Below are 18571 nucleotides of genomic sequence, written 5' to 3'. Positions count from 1 at the left end.
CTTTGCTTACTTTCTTTTGGCGAAGCAAAAGAAAGTGAGTTGCATGCCGGGCAACCCCCGGCCAGCAACCCTCAGCAAAGAACACACCGCCGGAGCAACCCCCAGCCAAAAACAATACTCAAACCAAACCCGACCCCCGCCGATGCCCCTGCGTAAAAGCCTCCTCAAACACCGAATACCCCGATAAATCACTGTGCGCAAAATGCAGCCGCTGCCAGGGCGCCTGCAAACGCCCCTGCAGCGCCCGCAGAGCCGCACTGCTGCGCACACCCGACACCGGCGTGCTCATCGCGTGACCATAGCGCATAACGTCCATGCGCGTGACCTTGCCGGGCAAATCAGGATGCGGCACCGACAGCTCGGCCAGCACGCTGTCGCGCCAGTGCGTCCAGGGCTTCTCGTACAAGGCTTTGCGGCCCGCCGGTTCAATGCCAAAGGCGCGGTAATACGTGAGCACCGTGGCGCCGGGCACGGCCTGCAGGCTCTGATGCATGGCGTCGACGTAACCCAGGCCTGCCTGCGCAGCGCTGTCTGATGCGTCCCCACCGTAGATGACGTTGTCCCAGCTGGGTGCGGCACCGGGCCGGTCGTGCAGTGCGGCCTTGATGTGCAGGTTGGCCACCAGCCAGGGTGCGTAACGCAGCTGGCCAGCAGCTTCGCGCAATGCGGGCGGCGGGCTTTCCACCACACGCGCCGCCACAAACAGCGGCATGGCCAGGATGCATTGCTCAACCTGCCAGCGCTCAATGACCTGGGTCGCGGCATTGAAGGCGTCAACCTCCACACCATGCCGGCCCGCAGCCACGCGAACCACGGTGCGGCCGGCGTACAGGCGTTCACCGAGTGGTGCGGCCAATTGGCGGGTGAGCCAGCCATTGCCCTCGGGCCAGGTGAGCACACCCGCTTCGCGCTCCGCAGAAGCTGCGTCGCCGGGCGCCTGAAAGCCATGCCGGCTGGCGAAGTAATGGATGCCGGCCCAGGCCGATACGGTGTCCAGGCCCGCGCCGTAATCGTCGCGGCAGCAATAGTCGAGGTACCAGCGCAGTGGCGTACTGGTGAGTTGCTGCTGGTCCAGCCATGCCTTGAACGTCACGGCATCCAGCGCGCGGTGTTGCGGTGCCAGGGCCACTCCGGCAACAGGAATCTGGAATGCGGCCACAGACGAGGCCTGCTGCACCAGCGCCGCAAAACGCCGGTATTCAGCCAACACGCCAGCGTCCACATCCTGCAGCGGCAGCAGCCCTTCCTGCCACTGGCCGTTGATGAACAGCCGCTCCTGCGGGCTGTGGCACAGATGGCGTTCGTCGTATACCCAGCGGCCGGCCACACGCCGGCGCAACGAGAGTTCTTCAAGCAAATCCTGCACATCACGCGCCGCATCCCCGGGCACCGGCAGGTAATGCGCGCCCAGCGGGCAGGGCACGCCGTTGACCAGGCCCGCGCGGCTGTTGCCGCCGGCATGGTCTTCCAGCTCCAGCAGCGCGAAGTCCTGCATGCCGCGCAGGCGCAGCGCACGCGCCGCCGCCAGGCCGGCCACACCGCCACCGGCAATCAATACGCGGGTGCGCCGGGTGACGGAAGGGGCCGGCCAGGCACGGGCCCTGCCGGTCTCGTCAGGCCGAAGCAGATGGCCGCGCTCATGGTTTGCACCCACAAAAATGCCTTCAACGTGCGTGGCCTCCTTGCAGCCCAGCAGCGGGAGTGCAGAGGCGGCCAGGAAATCCCGGCGCTTCAATGCAGCACCTTGCCCCATTCCTGCTCGTAGCTGTGCACCAGTTCCTGGCTGGAGAGCCGGTTCACGGGCGCCGGCACGCGTGCCATGTCCACAGGGAAATCAAACAGCAAGGGCAGGGTCTGCGGGTCCAGAAAACGCAGGCCGGCAGGCAGGGTGCCCATTTGCGTCGTGGGGCTGAAAGGCCGCCGGCTGGCGACCACAAAACCCCATTCGCCAAAACTGGGCACATTGGCGTGGTAGGGGGCGGCCTTGAGCCCGACGGACTCCAGCGTGCTCACCACCGTCCAGTAGCTGCGCCGCGCCACCAGGGGAGACGTGGTCTGGATGACGGCATACCCGCTGGCCGAAAGGTGCTGGTCGAGCAGCGCATAAAACGAGTTGGTGTAGAGCTTGCCGATGGAAAAATTGGTCGGGTCGGGGAAATCCACAATGATGATGTCGAACATGCCGGCGTTTTTGTCCAGCCACTGGAAGGCGTCGGCATTCACGACGCGCACCTTGGGTGACAGCAGCGCGTCGCCGTTCAGGCGTTTCAAGGCGGGCTGCTGGCTGAAGAGCTGCGTCATGGCCGGGTCCAGCTCTACCAGCGTGACGCTTTCCACACTGGGGTATTTCAGGACTTCGCGCACCGCCATGCCGTCGCCGCCGCCCAAAACCGCTACCGTCTTCGGCGCACCGTGTGCGCTCATCACGGGGTGCACCAGCGCTTCGTGATAGCGGTATTCGTCACGCTCGGCAAACTGCAGGTTGCCGTTGAGGAACAGGCGGTGGCCGGCGCGGCCGTTCGTCACCACGATGCGCTGGTAGGGCGTGGTGGCGGTGAAGATCACACGGTCCTGGTAGAAATGGTCTTCGGCCAGTGTGGTGATCTGGTTCGCACCCACAAAGCCGGCGCCCAGCACGCTCAAGACCCCCAGGCAAGCCAGGGCATGCGACTTGACGTGCCGCAGCTCATGGCGGAACAGCCACAGCGCCCACACCGCGACAGCCGCGTTCATGAGGCCAAACAGCAGGCCGGTGCGGATCAGGCCCAGATGCGGCACCAGCACCAGCGGAAATGCCAGCGACACGGCCAACGCGCCCAGGTAGTCGAAGGTGAGCACCTGCGACACCAGCTCCTTGAGTGCAACGTTGCGCCGCAGGATGCGCATGACCAGCGGAATCTCCAGCCCCACCAGCGTGCCCACCAGCAGCACCATGGCGTACAGCAGAAAACGGAAAGCGCCGGGCACATAGGCATTCGCCAGAAATAGCGTGGCAGGCAACGCACCGCCCACCAGCGCCACCATCAATTCAATGCGCAAAAAATGGGCCGGCAACTGCCGCTCGAAAAACCGCGACAGCCACGAACCAATGCCCATGGCGAACAGGTAGCTTCCGATGATGGTGGAAAACTGCAACACCGAATCGCCGAGCAGGTAAGACGCCAGGGCGCCCGCGGCCAATTCATACACCAGTCCGCACGCCGCCACCACAAAGACGCTGGCCAGCAGCGCGACCTCAAGAGGGCGCGGTGTGGTGGAGGGGGAGGATTCAGTGTTCAAAACAGACCAGGTGATAGCAGGACGTAAGTGAGGCGATGCGCAGCGAGCCGATCAACGACGGCGCCCAGGGCGTAGCGAGCGGGCCGCGGGCAAGGCGGACGGAGCGGACGAACCGGAACATACTTGAAGTACGTGAGGATTCGGAGCACCGGACCAACGCCGCCCCCGGTCCGCGCAGTAGCCGGGAACTACCCGTGGATGGCGGCGGCTACTATTACGCAGATGCCTAACGCCATGGCAGCAACCACCAGCGCCAGCGCCACGTTCTGCTTCTCGACAATCTCCAGCCACAGGTCGTACGGTGTCATTTTGTCAATGATCACAAAGCTCAGCCAGAAGATGATCACGCCGATCAGCGCGAACAAAATCGAGCCGAGGAATGCGGCGGGTTTAAGCCATTCAAGTCCCATGATGTTCTCCAGAAAAAATCTGCCAGGTTGAATAGAAAGGGGCCGGCTTCATTTATGGCCGCCTCCGCCGGAAAATCCACCGAATGAGCCGCCTGAACTGCGCGAGCTGCTGGACGAAGAACAGTTCTCGACATTCGGGTCGCAGCGCGAGCAGCGTGTGACCAGCAACAGAACCACCAGTATCACCAGCACCACCACAACAATGGTGCCGCAACCCATGCCCGACGCACTGCTCAGGGGCTTGGCATCCGCGCGCTTGAAGAGGTCTTTCTTGCCTTCAAGCTTGAAAGCCCTGGCGATCAGTTCGCCGTCCAGCTTGCTGCCGCTGGACCAGGTGACTTCGTTCGGCGCCTCTTCCTGGGACAGCAGCGCGCTGCCGCTGGCGAAATCGCGGTTAAAGGTTTTTTGCCCGCGCTGAACCTGCCAGTAGAACTCGCCGGCAGCATACGTCGTCTCGGCGCGGTAGCTGCTTTGCAGGCGGTAGGTGGTCTTGAGGTAGGTGGCGCTGTCGCCACCCGTCTTGAAGGTGGGCGCGCCGGTCAGGGGCTTGACCACGCTCCAGCCGTCGGTGGCGTCCACCAGAAAGGTAAAGCCGCGCTTGCGGTTGTAGAGCAGGTATTCATCCCAGCCGAAGTGCTCGTCCGGGTCGTCGGGCTCGTACCCCATGCGGTGCTGGAACCCGACGACCTGCCATTGCGTGCCCAGCAACTGGCCTGTACTTCCCAGCGCGATCAGCGGGGCCACCGGTTCGTCCTGGATCGCATGCTGAAGCGCGGCGCCTGTGCCCTGGCTCAGGTCGATGAGGCTGTTGCAGGAACTGCAGGTGATGCTTTTGCTGGCAGCCAGCGTAACCGCCACCGTCGCTCCGCAGTTGGGGCAGCTGAATTGCCTGCCGCTTTCTTCCTTGGCAGACTCGTCCTTCAGGCCAGCCAGCTTCAACTCGTCAAGCAGTACCGAGCGGCCCACCGACAGCGCCGGCGCGCCGCCACCGGATGCCGTGCCGTAGTCGACGCTGAGTACATCGCCATCCGTGCTGCGCAATTCAACCACGGCAAAAGGCATGCCCAGCGCTGGCAGGCGCGGCAGCTCGCCCTGTGCCGACAGCAGCACAACGCTCTCGTTGGAGGCCACACTGAAGGGCTTGGCATTGATCGCCGTGGTGGCGCCGATGCGAAAGTTTTCTGCGGGCGGTACGGCGCGCTGCAGGCTGGTGGGCCGGCTGAAAACATAAGCGCCGTTGTCCTCGCTCAGGAAGGCCGCGCCGCCGTCGTCCAGGATGGCGTACCACTCGGTCCAGGTTCCCTGGGCGTACTTGTATTGCAGCCGGCCGACCAGTGTGAAATTGCGGCCCTGCCAGACCCCGGAGGCCTGCAGCTGCAGGGGGCTGAAGTCGTTGAACAGTTCAGCCATTTTGCCGATGCGCGACAGCGTGTCACCATCGCGCACGACAGTGCTCTGGCAGTAGCCGCACACCGCATGGGTGGACTGCGCGCTGCGGAATTCAACAGGCGCACCGCAGCCGGGACACGGCGCGCGGTAGGCGCGTTGCTGGGTGACGTCAGTCACAGCAGATGAAGCTCAGTGCCGGACAGAAGGCACGCGCAGCGAAGGGCCGCCCCGAGCAAGCGACGGCCCCCCCGGGGGGCAGCGTAGTACACGAAGTGACAAGCGTGGGGGCCACATACTTAGACCAGTTTTTTTAGCAGCTCGGCCTTCTTGGCGTCGAACTCTTCCTGTGTGAGGATGCCCTTGGCCTTGAGTTCTCCGAGCTTCTCGAGCGTGGCCATGACATCGTCTGGCTTGACCGCCGCAGCCGCTGCGGCCGAAGCCGCCTGGGCTGTGTTGCCCTGCAGGCCCTGCTGCAGGTTTTGCGCCAGCACCTGGCCCAGCGCCACACCGGCACCCAGGCCCATGGCGTCACCGGCAATACCGCTGCCGCCCCCGCCGCCTTCGGCGAACTTCGGGATGGCCTGCGCCGTCTGGTACTGCATGAACTTGCCCATGTCGTTGCCGACCATGCCCATGCCGATTTTCTGGTCGAGGATTTTTTGCAGCTCTTCGGGCAGCGAGAGGTTCTGCACCGTCATGCCCTCGAGCTTCAGGCCGATCTTGGCAAATTCGGGCACGAGCTGCGCCGCCAGCGCCTGTGCAAACACGAGCTGGTTCGCGGCCAGATCGAGGAAGGCAATGTCGCTGGCTGCAATGGCGGCGGAAATGTTCTGCAGCACCAGACCCCGCAGCTGCCCGTCAAGGTCGGCCGTGGTGTAGCGGTCGCGTGTGCCTGAAATTTCGGTATGGAAAAGCTTGGGGTCGGCAACACGGAAGTTGTAGTTGCCGAAGGCGCGCAGCCGGACAGCACCGAAGTCCTTGTCGCGAATGGTGATGGGCTGGGGCGTGCCCCACTTCTGGTCGATCTGCTGGCGGGTGCTGAAGAAGTAGACGTCGCTCTTGAAGGGAGACTCAAACAGCTTGTCCCAGTTCTTGAGGTAGGTCAGCACCGGAATGGTCTGCGTCGTCAGCTTGTACATGCCGGGACCGAACACATCGGCGATCTTGCCCTCGTTGACGAAGACCGCCATTTGCGATTCGCGCACGGTGAGCGAGGCGCCGTACTGGATCTCCATGTCGGCCATCGGGAAACGCCAGGCCAGTGTGCCGTCGTCGTCCTCGGTCCACTGGATGATGTCGATGAACTGTTTCTTGATGAAGTCCATTAAGGCCATAGCGCGCTCCCTTGAGTGGTTGTCGGCCACATGATACCCGCCGATAACGACGTTTTTACGTTATTTACTGGCCCTGACCGCCTCCAGCGCAGTTCAGGCCGCGGCCCTGCTCCGCGCAGTCCTGCAGGACCAGCCCGGCACTGCGCGGATCAGGGAACCCAGCCAGGCGGAAAGTCGGCACATCGGCCGCAACGCCGCCTTCGGCATCCTTGATGCCGGCGGCGCGCAGGGACTGCTGACGGCGCTCATCGCCTTCCAGGACTGGCAGCGCCGTACCGTTCACAATGCGCGCGTCACCGGTACGCTCCGCGGTACTGGCAGGGGCCGGCGTGATATTGGCTGTCGTGGCGGCCGTCGCATTCTGCAAGGTGTAATTGCCGGCGTCGGCACCTGACAGGGTGATGCCGGTAATGCTGACGGGCTTGCCATTGCCGACGGCAGGCGAATCGAAGTTTCCGGTAGCCGCCCCCACGGTGAGAACGTCCGCGCCTATGCGCCCGGTAAACGCAGCACCGCCCGTTGCCAGCGTAGCTGATGTGGTGCCGTCCTGCACCTTGTTCGCGGCGGTGATGCCGCTGACATTCGCAATCGAAGCCGGCGTGATATTGGCCGTGGTGGCGGCCGTGCTGTTGACGCTGTAGTTGACCGCATCGGTGCCGGTGATGGCAATACCGCCGACGTTGACGGTTTTACCCACGCCCGCATTCTTGTCGGCAAAGCTGGCCGAGGTGTTGCTGGCCGTGAGTACATCGCCGGCGACCCGGTTGTCGGCCAGTGTCACGGTTGCGGCAGTGCCGCCGTCGTACACCTTGTTTTGGGCCGTGGCACCCACCGTCAGGGCGCGTTGCGTGATGTTGGCGGTGGTGGCGGCCGTGGTGTTAAACGTGTAGTTTCCGGCGTCGGTGCCGGTGACGGCTATGCCGCTGACGTTCACCGTCTTGCCGGTGCCCACATTCTTGTCGCCAAAGCTGGCAGCCGTGTTGGTGGTGGCGAGCACGTCGCCGGCAACACGGTTGTCGGCAAGCGTCACGGTGGCGGCGGTTCCGCCGTCATAGACACGGTTTTGGCCTGTGGCGCTGACCGTGAGGGCTCGCTGCGTGATGTCGGCCGTGGTGGCGGCCGTGGTGTTGTACGTGTAGTTCCCGGCGTCGGAGCCGGTCACGGCAATGCCGCTGACGCTCACCGCCTTGCCTGTACCCACATTCTTGTCGCCAAAGCTGGCAGCCGTGTTGGTAGCCGTGAGCACATCGCCGGCGATCCGGTTGTCGGCAAGCGTCACGGTGGCAACGGTTCCGCCGTCATACACACGGTTCTGGCCGGTTGCGCCGACCGTGAGCGCGCGCTGCGTGATGTTGGCAGTGGTGGCTGCCGTGGTGTTGGCGCTGTAGTTGCCCGCATCGGCGCCGGTGAGGGCAATGCCGCTGACGTTCACGGTCTTGCCGGTGCCGACGTTCTTGTCGATAAAGCTCGCGGCGGTATTCGTGGCGGTCAGCACATCGCCGCTGAGGCGGTTGTCGGTCAGCGCGACGGTGGCCGCAACGCCGCCGTCATAGACACGGTTCTGGCCGGCGGCGCTGACCGTCAACGCGCGCTGCGTGATGGTCAGCGCGCCATTGGTCAAGGCCAGGGTGTAGTTTTCGCTGTTGGTACCTACGCCGGCAGTGATAGCCACCGGTCCGGCCGCCACGGCCGTCCGGTCAACGGCTGTGGTGGTGTAGTTCACGCCCAGGCTGGCGATGGTGTCGCCGTCGATCAGCCCGCTTACCACCCCGGTCAGCAGCGGGTTGGTGTCGCCATACACCTTGGTCTTGTTGTCGGCCGTAACCGTCAAGGTCGGCGCGACGCGGTAGAGGAAAGTATTTGCGCTGCCGGCCGGTACATAGCTGGCGTCGCTGTTGTAGCGCTTGCTGTAGCCGGCAACGCCCTCAAGCGTGGTGCCGGGGTCGCCGCTGTAGACCAGGTAGCGGCCAGATGCGGCCACGATGCCGCCCGCGCCCACATTGTTGACGAGCTGGCCGCCGGTGCTGACGCCGGCTGCATTGGCGCTGCCGGCCTTGAGGACGACGGCATCGCCGGTGGCGGAAGAATTCACGGCATTGTTCAACGTGAGATTTGACGCCGCGCCGGTGGTTTCAATTTTGACCGCGCCGGTGGCCGTTACGCCTGCTGTCGCGCCGACCGTGCCCACAACCAGTGCGCCGGCCTGCCTGTAGTCCACGCTGCCGGTGCTGGCGGCGAGCGTGGTGACGGCATTGCCCGCGTTTGCCAGGGTATAAGCACCCGTTCCCCCCGTCAGCGCGAGCCCTGAAGCCAGGATGGCGCCAGACTGGCTGACAGCCCCGCCTGCAGACAGGGTGGCATTGCCGGTTGTCGCAACGGCAGCCACGTCGAATCCGGCCGCGCTGCTGTACTGGATGGCCCCCGCCGCATTGGCCGTGTCTGCGGCATTGCGGGCCTGCAGGTTGATGGCGGTGCTGGTGTTGCCGCTGTTGTTGAGCGTGATGCCACCGCCGGCGTTGACCAGCGTTTTGACCTGCAGCGTGCCGGCCGTGATGTTGCCGGTACCGGCCGTCTGGGTGACCGCGCCCAGTGCCGTCAGGTTCAGTGTGCCGCTGCCGAGGTTTGAGGCCGTGCTGCCCACACCCAGGTTGACGGCGCCCGCGCTGCGCACGAAGGCGTTGGCATTGCCGGTGGTGTTGACGCTCAGGTTGCCGGCCGCCACGTCGATGCCGTTGCTGGCGTCGGTGCCGATCTGGCCGTTGGCATTGAGGGTGAGGTTCTGCGCGGTGATGGTTTGCACGCCCACATCGGTGATGGAGCCGGCATTGAGCGTCAGGGTCTTGCCGGCCAGGCCGACCGCGCCGCCTATGGTCATGGCGCCAGTGCTGGCCGTATCGCCGATGACGATGGGGCCGGTGGCGCCCGTGGCGAAGGCGCTGACTTCCGCGGCCGTGAGGTCAAAGCCCGAAGCGCCCGACAGGGACATGGTGCGGCTCGCGGTTTTGGCCTTGAGCGTCAATGCGCCACTGGTCGCCAGCGCGTTGTTGCCTGTGTTCGCGGCGATGGCGACCGTGTCGGCCGTGATCGTGATGGGCCCGCTGCCGGCAACCACGTCGACGTTGTTCTGCGTGTACGTGCCGGTGCCGGTGTCTATGGCGACAGCGTTGTTGACGGTGCTGATATTGCCAGCCACCGTTGTGCTGTTGTTGCCGTTATTCAGCGTGAAGCCGCCCGCCGCCGTGATGGCATTGAGGGTGGCGATGTTGTTGGCCTGAGTGCCGAGGTTCAGCGAGCCTGCACCCGTGCCGGCCACTGCCAGCGAGGCCGCCGTCACAGCGCCCGACTGCGTGATGTTGCCGCCGGATTGCAGCGTCAATGCCCCTGTGGTGTTGACAGCGGCCACGTCGAAGCCGGTGGCGTCGCGATAGCTGACCGCGCCATTGGCATTGGCCGTGTCGGCGGCGTTGCGGGCACGCAGATCGACCGTGGCGACCTCGTTGGCGGCATTGTTCAATGTGATGTTCGCCGTGCCGGCGGACAGCGTTTTGGCCACCAGCGTGGGTGCGGTAATGGCACCTGTCTGGGTGATGGTCGCGCCGGCCACCACTGTCAGGCTGCTATTGGCAACGGAGGTACCCAGCACCACGGCATTGGCATCGCGCAGCGAGACGTTGTTGCCGCTGGTGACGGCCACGCTGGAGAAGTTGTTGGCCGCATTGGCCAGCGTGATGTCGTTGGCTGCGCCGGCGGCCAGCGTGGTGGCGCCTGTGACCGTCACCGCGCCGGTCTGTGTGATGGCGCCGGCCGTATTCAGCGCCAGAGAGCCCGACACCACTGAGGTCCCCATCACCAGCGCATTGCTGTCGGTGATGCTGACGTTATTGCCCGTGGTGACAGCCACCGCCCCCGTGAAATCGTTGCCGGCGTTGGTCAGCGTGACGTTGTTGCCGGCGCCGGCCGCCAGAGTGGCGGTGGTCGCCTTGATGGCGCTGGTTTGCGTGAGTGCGCTTCCGGCCGTCAGGGCCAACGCACTGACGTTGAGCGCGCCATTGAGACTGATGTCGCCAGTGTCGGCGCCGGCGGTGGTGGCCGTCAGCGAGGTGGAACCGGTAACGCCCACCGAGGCACCGCCCATGGCGCCCACGGCGATGTCGTTGGCGGTCACGGCCAGCGCCGACAAGGCCAGGCTGGCGCCCGTGGTGCCGGCAATGCTCACGTCGCCGTTGCCTGCCTGCAGGATCAGCGTACGGCCCGAGGCCTGGCTGTTGACCGCTCCGTCGAACTGGATATTGGCGCCGGCACCCGCGCCGGCATTGCCGCCGCGTGAGTCCACAGTGATGCTGGCCGTATTGAGCAGTGCGTCATCCTTGATACGGACAACGCCGCCAGCACCGGAGACCGCGCCGCCGACCTGGTTGCCACCCAGCGCAGTAAGCCCGCCGGCAAGGGTGATGGTGGGCGTGGCGCCCGCTGCGTCGAGTGTGATGGCGCCTGCGTTACCGCCCGCCGCCACGCCTGTGCCGCCGTTGCCGCCGGTGGTGGTGATGGCGGCGACCGATACATTGCCGCCGGTGGAAGCCATCGACACCGCGGCGCCCTGACCGCCGGCCTGGTTGCCGCCCGCACCGTTGCCGCCAACGGCGCTGATTGCACCGGTGCTGCTGATGGCCCCCGTGGAATTGACGGTGACCGCGCCACCATTGCCACCCGAGCCGACGGTGCTGCCGTTGGTGCCGTTGGCCGTGATGGCCGCCGTGGTGACGCCCGCGCCGGAAATGTCTACCGTGCCGGCATTGCGTCCGTTGGCCGGGCCGGCAGTCGTGCCGCCGCTGGTGACTATGGCGCCAACCGCCACTGCGCCGCCGGATCCGCTAACGCTGATGTTGCCGCCATGGCCCGAAGTGCCGCCCGTAGTGGTCAGCGTACCTGCCGTGAGGTTGCCAGCCGTGTTGCTTAGGGTAATGCTGCCTGCCGAGCCGCCTGCGCCCGTGCCGGCTGCATTGCCGCTTTGCGCAGCCAGTGCACCCACCGTGACAGCACCCGCAACGGTGTTAGCCACGCCGATGCTGCCCGCATTGCCGCCGTCGCCGTTGGTGGTTCCGCCCGCACCCCCGCTGGCCGTCATGCCTGCGGTAGTGACCGCCCCCGTGGAGGTGATGCTGACGGCGCCGCCGCTGCCGCCCTTTTGACTGGACGTGGCCGCCGCCGCGCCGCCGCTGGCGGTGATGGTGCCGGTGCCCATGTTGAGGCCGGCGCCGCTGATGGTGACCGTGCCGGCATCACGGCCTGCCAGACCGCTGACCGTGGTGCCGCCGCTGGCGGTGATGTTGTTGTTGAGCACTGACACCTGGCCGGCAGCAGAAAGGCTGACGTTGCCGCCGTTGCCCTTGACACCACCGGTGGTGGTGACGGCCGCGGTGGAGAGTGTTCCCGCTGCGGCGGTGTTGCTCACGGAAACACCGCCGGCCGTGCCGCCCGCACCGGTGCCCAGCGCGTTACCGGTTTGTGCCGTCAGCGTTCCGGTGGTGATATTGCCACTGCCGCTGTTGTTGACCGTGATGCTGCCGGCATTGCCACCGGCCGCATTGGTGCCGACCGCTGCGCCGCCGCTCGCCGTGAGATTGGTGAGCGTGAGGCCGTTGTTGCCGGTAATGGAAATCGCCGCACCGTTACCGCCGGCCTGGTCACCCGTCAGCGTGCCATTCGTGCCGCTGGCGGTCACGGTGGTGCCGGTCAGCAGGCCTCCTGTGGCCTGCAGCGTGACGGAACCTGCGTTGCGTCCCGTCGTACCCGCGTTGGCGGTGCCGCCGCTGGAAACAACCGCGCCTGTCGTCAAAACGCCGGCCGTCGAGGTGACGCTGATGTTGCCGCCGTTGCCGTTGGCGCCACCCGTGGTGGTAAGCGCACCGACTGTCAGCGCCGTTCCGTTCAGCGTGATACTGCCGGCCGTGCCGCCGGCGCCCGTTCCGGTGGCGCCACCCGTTGAGGCCGTCACTGCCGCGGTGCCCAACGTGCCGCTGCCCGTGATGCTCACCACACCGGCATTGCCGCCGGCCTGGTTGGTGCCCAGGCCCGCGCTGCCACTGGCGCTGACCAGACCCGTGACCGAGCGGTTGACGCCCGTCACCGTGATATTGCCCGCATTGCGGCCAGCGCCGGTGCCACCGGCCAGCGCCGTGCCGCTGGTGTTCAGCGTGCCGGTGACCGTCACGCCGCCCTGCGAGGCCAGTGCGACCGAGCCGCCGTTGCCGCCTGCCGCGCCGCTGCTGTCTATCGCACCGGTCCCGATGTTGGCGCCTGCCGCGTTGTTGGTCACGCTGATGCTGCCGGCCGCGCCACCGGCGCCGGTACCCACTGCCGCGCCCGTACGTGCCGCGAGCCCACCCAACGCAATCGCGCCTGCCGTTGTGGAATTGTTCTGCACCGTGATGCTGCCGGCATCACCACCGTCACCGTTGGTGGTGCCGCCCGCGCCGCCGTTGGCGGTGAGGGCGCCGGTGGTCACGGCATCGGTGGTCGTGATGCTGACGGCCGCGCCGCTGCCGCCTTTCAGGTTCGACGTGGCAGCTGCCGCGCCACCGCTGGCCGTGATGGTGCCCGTTCCCATATTGAGGCCGCCGCCGCTGATGGTGACGGTGCCGGCGTTACGGCCGGCCTGGCCGCTGACCGCAGTGCCGCCGCTGGTGGTGATGTTGTTGTTGACGATGGACACCTGGCCCAGCGCCGACAGATTGACATTGCCGCCGTTGCCCTTGACACCGCCGCTGGTGAGAATGGCCGCGGTGGACAAGGTACCGCCGGCCGCCGTGTTGGCCACGCTGACACTGCCGGCCGTGCCGCCTGCACCTGTGCCCACCGCATTGCCGGTTTGCGCCGTCAGCGTTCCAGTGGCGATATTGCCGCTGCCGCTGTTGTTGACCGTGATGCTGCCGGCATTGCCGCCGGCCGCGTTGGTACCCACGCCTGCGCCGCCGCTGGCCGTGAGGTTGGTCACCGTGATGCCGCCGGTGCCGGCAAGGGAAATCGCCGCGCCATTGCCGCCGGCCTGGTCGCCCGCCAGTGCGCCGTTGGTACCGCTGGCCGTAATGGTCGTGCCGGTGAGCAGGCCGCCCGTGGCCTGCAAGGTGACCGCTGCTGCGTTGCGACCCGCCGTGCCGGCATTGGCCGCGCCACCGCTGGTATTGATGACGCCGGCCGTCAAAACGCCCGCCGTGGACGTGACACTGACGGCGCCGCCGTCGCCGTTGGCGGTGCCTGTGGTCGTCAGCGCGCCAGCTGTGACGGCGCTGCCCGTCAGCGTGATGCTGCCGGCGTTGCCGCCGGCGCCCGTTCCTGTTGCGGCACCTGTTTGGGACGTGATGCCGACCGCGCCAAGTGTGCCGCTGCCGGTGATGCTCACCGCGCCGGCGTTGCCACCCGCCTGGTTGGCACCCAGCCCCGCGCCGCCGCTGGCGGTGATCAGGCCCGTGACCGAGCGGTTGACGCCGCTCAGGGTAATGTTGCCGGCATTTTTTCCTGCGGCGGTCACCCCGGCGCCGATAGCACCGCCGCTGGTGTTGATCGTTCCGCCGACCGTGAGAGCGCCCTGCGAACTCAGGACGACGTCGGCGCCGGCGCCGTTGGTGCCGCCATTGGCCGTCACAGCCCCTGCGATGGAGAGGGCTTGCCCGGCCGCGCTGTTGGTCACCTGCACAGCGCCGGCGGTGCCGCCCGTGCCGGCGCCGAAAGCAGCCCCGCTGCTGGAGCTCAGTGCTCCCAGCAAGATGGCGCCAGTGGTGGCCGAATTGTTGATGACGGTGATGCTGCCCGCGCTGCCGCCGTTGGCCGGCGTGGCAATGCCCGCACCGCCCGTGGTGTTGATGGCGCCGGCGGTGATGCCGCCCGCGGCAGCCGTGATTTGCACATCGGCGCCGTTGCCGCCGCTTTGGCCGGCGCCTATGCCTGGCGTGCCGTTGGCCGTGATGTTTCCGGTACCGGTGCTCACGCTTGCGCCTGAGAGCGTGACGGTGCCGGCATTGCGGCCTGCATTGCCCGTCAAGGTGACGCCGCCGGCCGTATTGATCGCGCCTGCAGCACCAGTGGACAGCGCACCCTGGGCACTCAGGGTGACGGCACCGCCGTCGCCTTTGGTGCCGCCGGTGGTGGTGATGCCTGCCGTCGTGACATTGCCGGCCGCTGCCGTATTCGTGACGGCGACGCTGGCCGCGGTGCCCCCTGCGCCCGTGCCGATTGCATTGCCGGTTTGGGCCGCCAGGGTTCCGGTGGTGATGTTTCCGCTGCCGCTGTTGTTGACCGTGATACTGCCGGCATTTCCGCCGGCAGCATTGGTGCCCACACCCGCGCCGCCGCTGGCCGCGAGATTGGTGACGCTGATGCCACTGTTGCCGGTAATGGAGATCACCGCACCGTTGCCGCCGGCCTGGTCGCCCGTCAGAGTGCCGTTCGTGCCGCTGGCGGTCATGGTGGCGCCGGTCAACAGACCACCCGTGGCCTGCAGCGTCACCGTTCCGGCATTGCGCCCGGCCGTTCCCGCATTGGCTGTGCCGCCGCTGGAAACGATCGCGCCTGTCGTCAAAACGCCGGCCGTCGAGGTGGCGCTGACAGTGCCGCCGTTGCCGTTGGCGCCGCCCGTGGTCGTCAGGGTACCAGTGGTCACTGCCGTGCCGTCCAACATGATGCTGCCTGCTGTGCCGCCCGCGCCGGTGCCCGTCGCTGCACCGGTTTGTGCTGCGATGTTGTTCGTGCCCAGGCTGCCGCTGCCGGTGATGCTCACCACGCCGGCATTGCCACCGGCCTGGTTGGTACCCATCCCTGCACCGCCGCTGGCGGTGATGGCACCGGTGACGGCGCGGTTGACGCCCGTGATCGTGACGTTGCCGGCGTTCTTGCCTGTTGCGGTCATACCGGTACCCAACGCGCCGCCGCTGGTGGTGATCAGCCCGCTGACGGTAAGGGCACCTTGTGAGCTCAGGGTGACATCGGCACCGGCGCTGTTGGTGCCGCCGTTGGCCGTGATGGCCCCCGTGGTGAGGCCTTGCCCGGCCGCATTGTTGGTCACCTGCACGGCACCGGCCGTGCCGCCAGCGCCGGTCCCGAAGGCCGCTCCGCTGCTGGAGCTCAGCCCTCCCAGTGAGATGGCGCCCACCGTCGCCGAGTTGTTGATGACGGTGATCGTGCCCGCATTGCCGCCGCTGGCCAGGGTGGCAATGCCCGCACCGCCCGTTGTATTGACGGCACCGGCTGTGATGGCGCCCGTGGCGGTGACTTGCACATTGGCGCCATTGCCGCCATTTTGGCCAGCGCCTATACCCGGCGTGCCGTTGGCGGTGATGTTGCCCGTGCCAGTGCTTACGCTTGCACCCGAGAGTGTGACGGCGCCAGCATTGCGGCCGGCATAGCCTGCCAGCGTGACGCCACCGGCCGTGTTGATGGTGCCAGCAGCGCCGGTGGACAAAGCGCCCAGCGCACTCAGGTTCACGGCGCCGCCGTCGCCTTTGGCTCCGCCCGTCGTGGTGACTCCCGCGGTCGTCAGGTTGCCCGCGGCAGCCGTATTCGTCACCGAAATGCTGCCGGCCGCACCGCCGGTACCGGTGCCCGTGGCCGTGCCGGTCTGTGCGGCCAGCGCGGCGGCAGTGATGTTGCCGGTACCGCTGTTGGTAACCGTGATGGTTCCTGCATTGCCGCCCGACGCATTGGCGCCCACACCGGCCCCGCCACTGGCGGTCATGGCTGCGCCTGCGATGCCGCCCGCGGCGACTATGGAGACTGCGCCCGCGTTGCCGCCGTTGCCGGCCGTGTTGCCGGCCGTGCCGCTGGCCGTTACAGCGCCCAGCGCGGTGATGGCGCCGGCCGCCGTGATGTTGATTGCACCGGCATTGCGGCCTGCAGTGTTGGCCAGTGCCGTGCCGCCGGTGCTGGTGACGGTGCCCGCGCTCAGTGCACCGGCGGAATTGAGCGTGATGGCGCCGCCGTCGCCGTTGTTGCCGCCCTGGGTGGTGATGTTGCCGGTGCCCAGGCTGGCGCTGGCCACGCTGTTGGTCACGGAGATGCTGCCGGCCGTGCCGCCGGCGCCGGTGGTGACCGCATTGCCGGTGCTGGCGGTCAACCCGCTCACAGCGACGTTACCGTTGCCGCTGTTAGCCAGGATGATGCTGCCCGCGTTGCCCCCGGCCGCGATGCCCGTCGTGCCAGCGGCACCGCCGCTGGCCGTGAGGGTGCCTGTGCTGGAGATGCCGCCGGTGGAGGTAATGTTGATACTGCCGCCCGTACCACCGGCCTGTCCAGCCCCCAGCCCGGCGGAACCGCTGGCGGTGATGGCGGCGGTGGTGACACCGGCGCCCGAGATGCTGACGGCCCCGCCGCTACGGCCTGGGTTGCCGGTTGTGGCAGGGCCTCCGATGGCGTTGATGGCCCCGAGCAGGTTGACAGTGCCCGTAGCGTTGAGGGTGACGTTGCCGGCATTGGTATTGCCGGCGCCTGTGGTGGTGATGCTACCGGCCGCGGTGCTGGTGATATTGGCCGCCGAAAGATTCACGCCGCCGGAAGCCGTTAGTGCGGCATTGAGGGCAATCGTGTTGCCAGCTTCAAAGCGGACCTTGTTGCCCGCCGTCATGGCCAGTGCGCTGGCCAGCGTGATGTTGCGCGAGGCCTGGAGGTACAGCTCGCTATAGCCGGTAATGTCGGCGATCTGGATGGTGTACGTGCCCGTCGGGCTCGGTGGATCGAAGAGGGCCACGTCGGGCGTGCCATCGGCATTGTTGGGCGGTGAGGACTGTATGGTGGTGTTGATGTCGATGTCCTGCGGATCCAGCAGCACCCTTCCGCCAGTGCCGGCCGGCGCGGCCACGTCGATACTGCCGCGCAGGTCCAGCTGCTGCTTGCCCGAAACCTCGACAAAGCCGCCGTCACCACCGTTGGCGCCGCCGCGCGCGCTGATGGCGCCGCTGTGGCGCGTGTCACCGTCGGCCCAGACCACCACTTTTCCGCCTTTGCCGCTGTCTGTCGCGTCGGCCCGTATCGATGCGCCTGCGGCCACATAAGTGCGTGAAGCATTCTGGACGGCCGCATTGCCGCCCTGGTAATCGCCGCCCACCAGCGCGGTGCCGCCGCCGGCTGCGCCGGAGACGTCAATGGCAGCACCGGTGTCCAGCGCCACCTTGTCGCCCAGCACCTGCACCGTGCCGCCGCTCTGGCCCGGGGCGGTGCCGCTGGCATCGAGTGTGCCGGAGACCTGGACAACACCTGTGCCACCGCCGCTCAGCACAATCGTGCCGTTGCGCTCCACGGCTGAGTTGGCGCGGATGACGCCGGACTGGTTGATGACGGTCGCCATGGCATCGCCCATGGCACTGGCCAGCACGGCAACCCGGCCGCCCGTGGCCGTGATACTGCCGCTGTTGGTGATCGCGGCCTGCGCGGCCGCGGCGTCCACCGAGAAGCGCACCAGGCCCACACCCGAGGTGTCGACCGACACACGCGAGCCCGCGAGCAGGCCGACGGAGCCGGCTTCGGCGCTGATGGCGCCGGTATTGCTGACCTGGGGTGCGGCCAGCAGCACGTAGCCGCCGCGCGCGACGTTGATGCTGCCGTGGTTGTCCACGCGGCCGGAGGCGTTGCCGCTGAAGGTGTAGCGGCCTGCCATGAAGTCGCCGTTGCCGATGTCGAGACTGGAGGCGACGAGCCCGCCCACATTGACTTGCGCCCCAGGAGCGAACATCACACCGGCCGGGTTGATCAGGAAGACCTGGCCGTTGGCGCTCAGCGAACCGAAGATGGATGAGGCACCGTTGCCGATGACGCGGTTCAGCGCGACGGACGAAGCGCCGGGCTGCACGAACTGCATCGATTGGCCCACGCCGATGTTGAAGCTTTGCCAGTTCAGCACCGCCTTGTCGCTGGTCTGGTTGACCACCATGGCGTTGGCCGACGGCGTGCTGACGCTGGCCTGGCCTCCCACCACCTGCGCGCCTTCAGGCAAGGCGGTGGCCCAGGGCGAGACAGCCGCCAGCAGGGTTGCAAGCAGGCGCGACAGCCTGCGGTCGCTGCGGATGCGGTAAGTGGCCGAGAGCTTGCGCGACAGGCGGACCACCACCGTGCGCACGGTCCAAGGGCGATAGGCGGCGCGAGGGGAAGAAGTGGGGGCGGTCATGATGGGTATGC

Annotated in this window: 6 protein-coding genes; all 6 read right to left on the bottom strand. The window is 66.9% G+C overall.

Features of this window, described 5'->3' with window-relative positions; translation table 11 throughout:
• Positions 1-118 precede the first annotated feature (118 nt).
• The 6 genes from AC1DVV_RS21215 to AC1DVV_RS21190 all read right to left on the bottom strand — a co-directional run bounded on the left by AC1DVV_RS21215 (position 119) and on the right by AC1DVV_RS21190 (position 18560).
• Complete coding sequence (locus AC1DVV_RS21215) at positions 119-1753, bottom strand: FAD-dependent oxidoreductase (RefSeq protein ID WP_477702527.1); 1635 nt, start codon at positions 1751-1753, stop codon at positions 119-121.
• A complete protein-coding gene (locus AC1DVV_RS21210) occupies positions 1732-3279 on the bottom strand; it encodes a polyamine aminopropyltransferase (protein WP_477689739.1) in 1548 nt (515 codons plus the stop codon). The genes AC1DVV_RS21215 and AC1DVV_RS21210 overlap by 22 nt, the downstream gene beginning before the upstream one ends.
• Positions 3280-3467: 188 nt before the next feature.
• A complete protein-coding gene (locus AC1DVV_RS21205) occupies positions 3468-3689 on the bottom strand; it encodes a DUF350 domain-containing protein (RefSeq protein ID WP_007871890.1) in 222 nt (73 codons plus the stop codon).
• Between the two features lie 48 nt (positions 3690-3737).
• Positions 3738-5255, bottom strand: coding sequence for a DUF4178 domain-containing protein (locus AC1DVV_RS21200; RefSeq protein ID WP_477702526.1), 1518 nt, complete (start codon positions 5253-5255; stop codon positions 3738-3740).
• A gap of 119 nt (positions 5256-5374) precedes the next feature.
• Positions 5375-6412 (bottom strand): SPFH domain-containing protein, encoded by a 1038-nt coding sequence (locus tag AC1DVV_RS21195; RefSeq protein WP_457281947.1) that lies wholly within the window; start codon positions 6410-6412, stop codon positions 5375-5377.
• A gap of 64 nt (positions 6413-6476) precedes the next feature.
• Positions 6477-18560 (bottom strand): YDG domain-containing protein, encoded by a 12084-nt coding sequence (locus AC1DVV_RS21190; RefSeq protein WP_477702525.1) that lies wholly within the window; start codon positions 18558-18560, stop codon positions 6477-6479.
• Positions 18561-18571: the final 11 nt, after the last annotated feature.

The sequence above is a fragment of the Polaromonas sp. P3_B4 genome (assembly GCF_056402835.1).
Note: the sequence above shows the minus strand (reverse complement) of the source record. Positions and strands in the feature narration are given on the sequence as shown.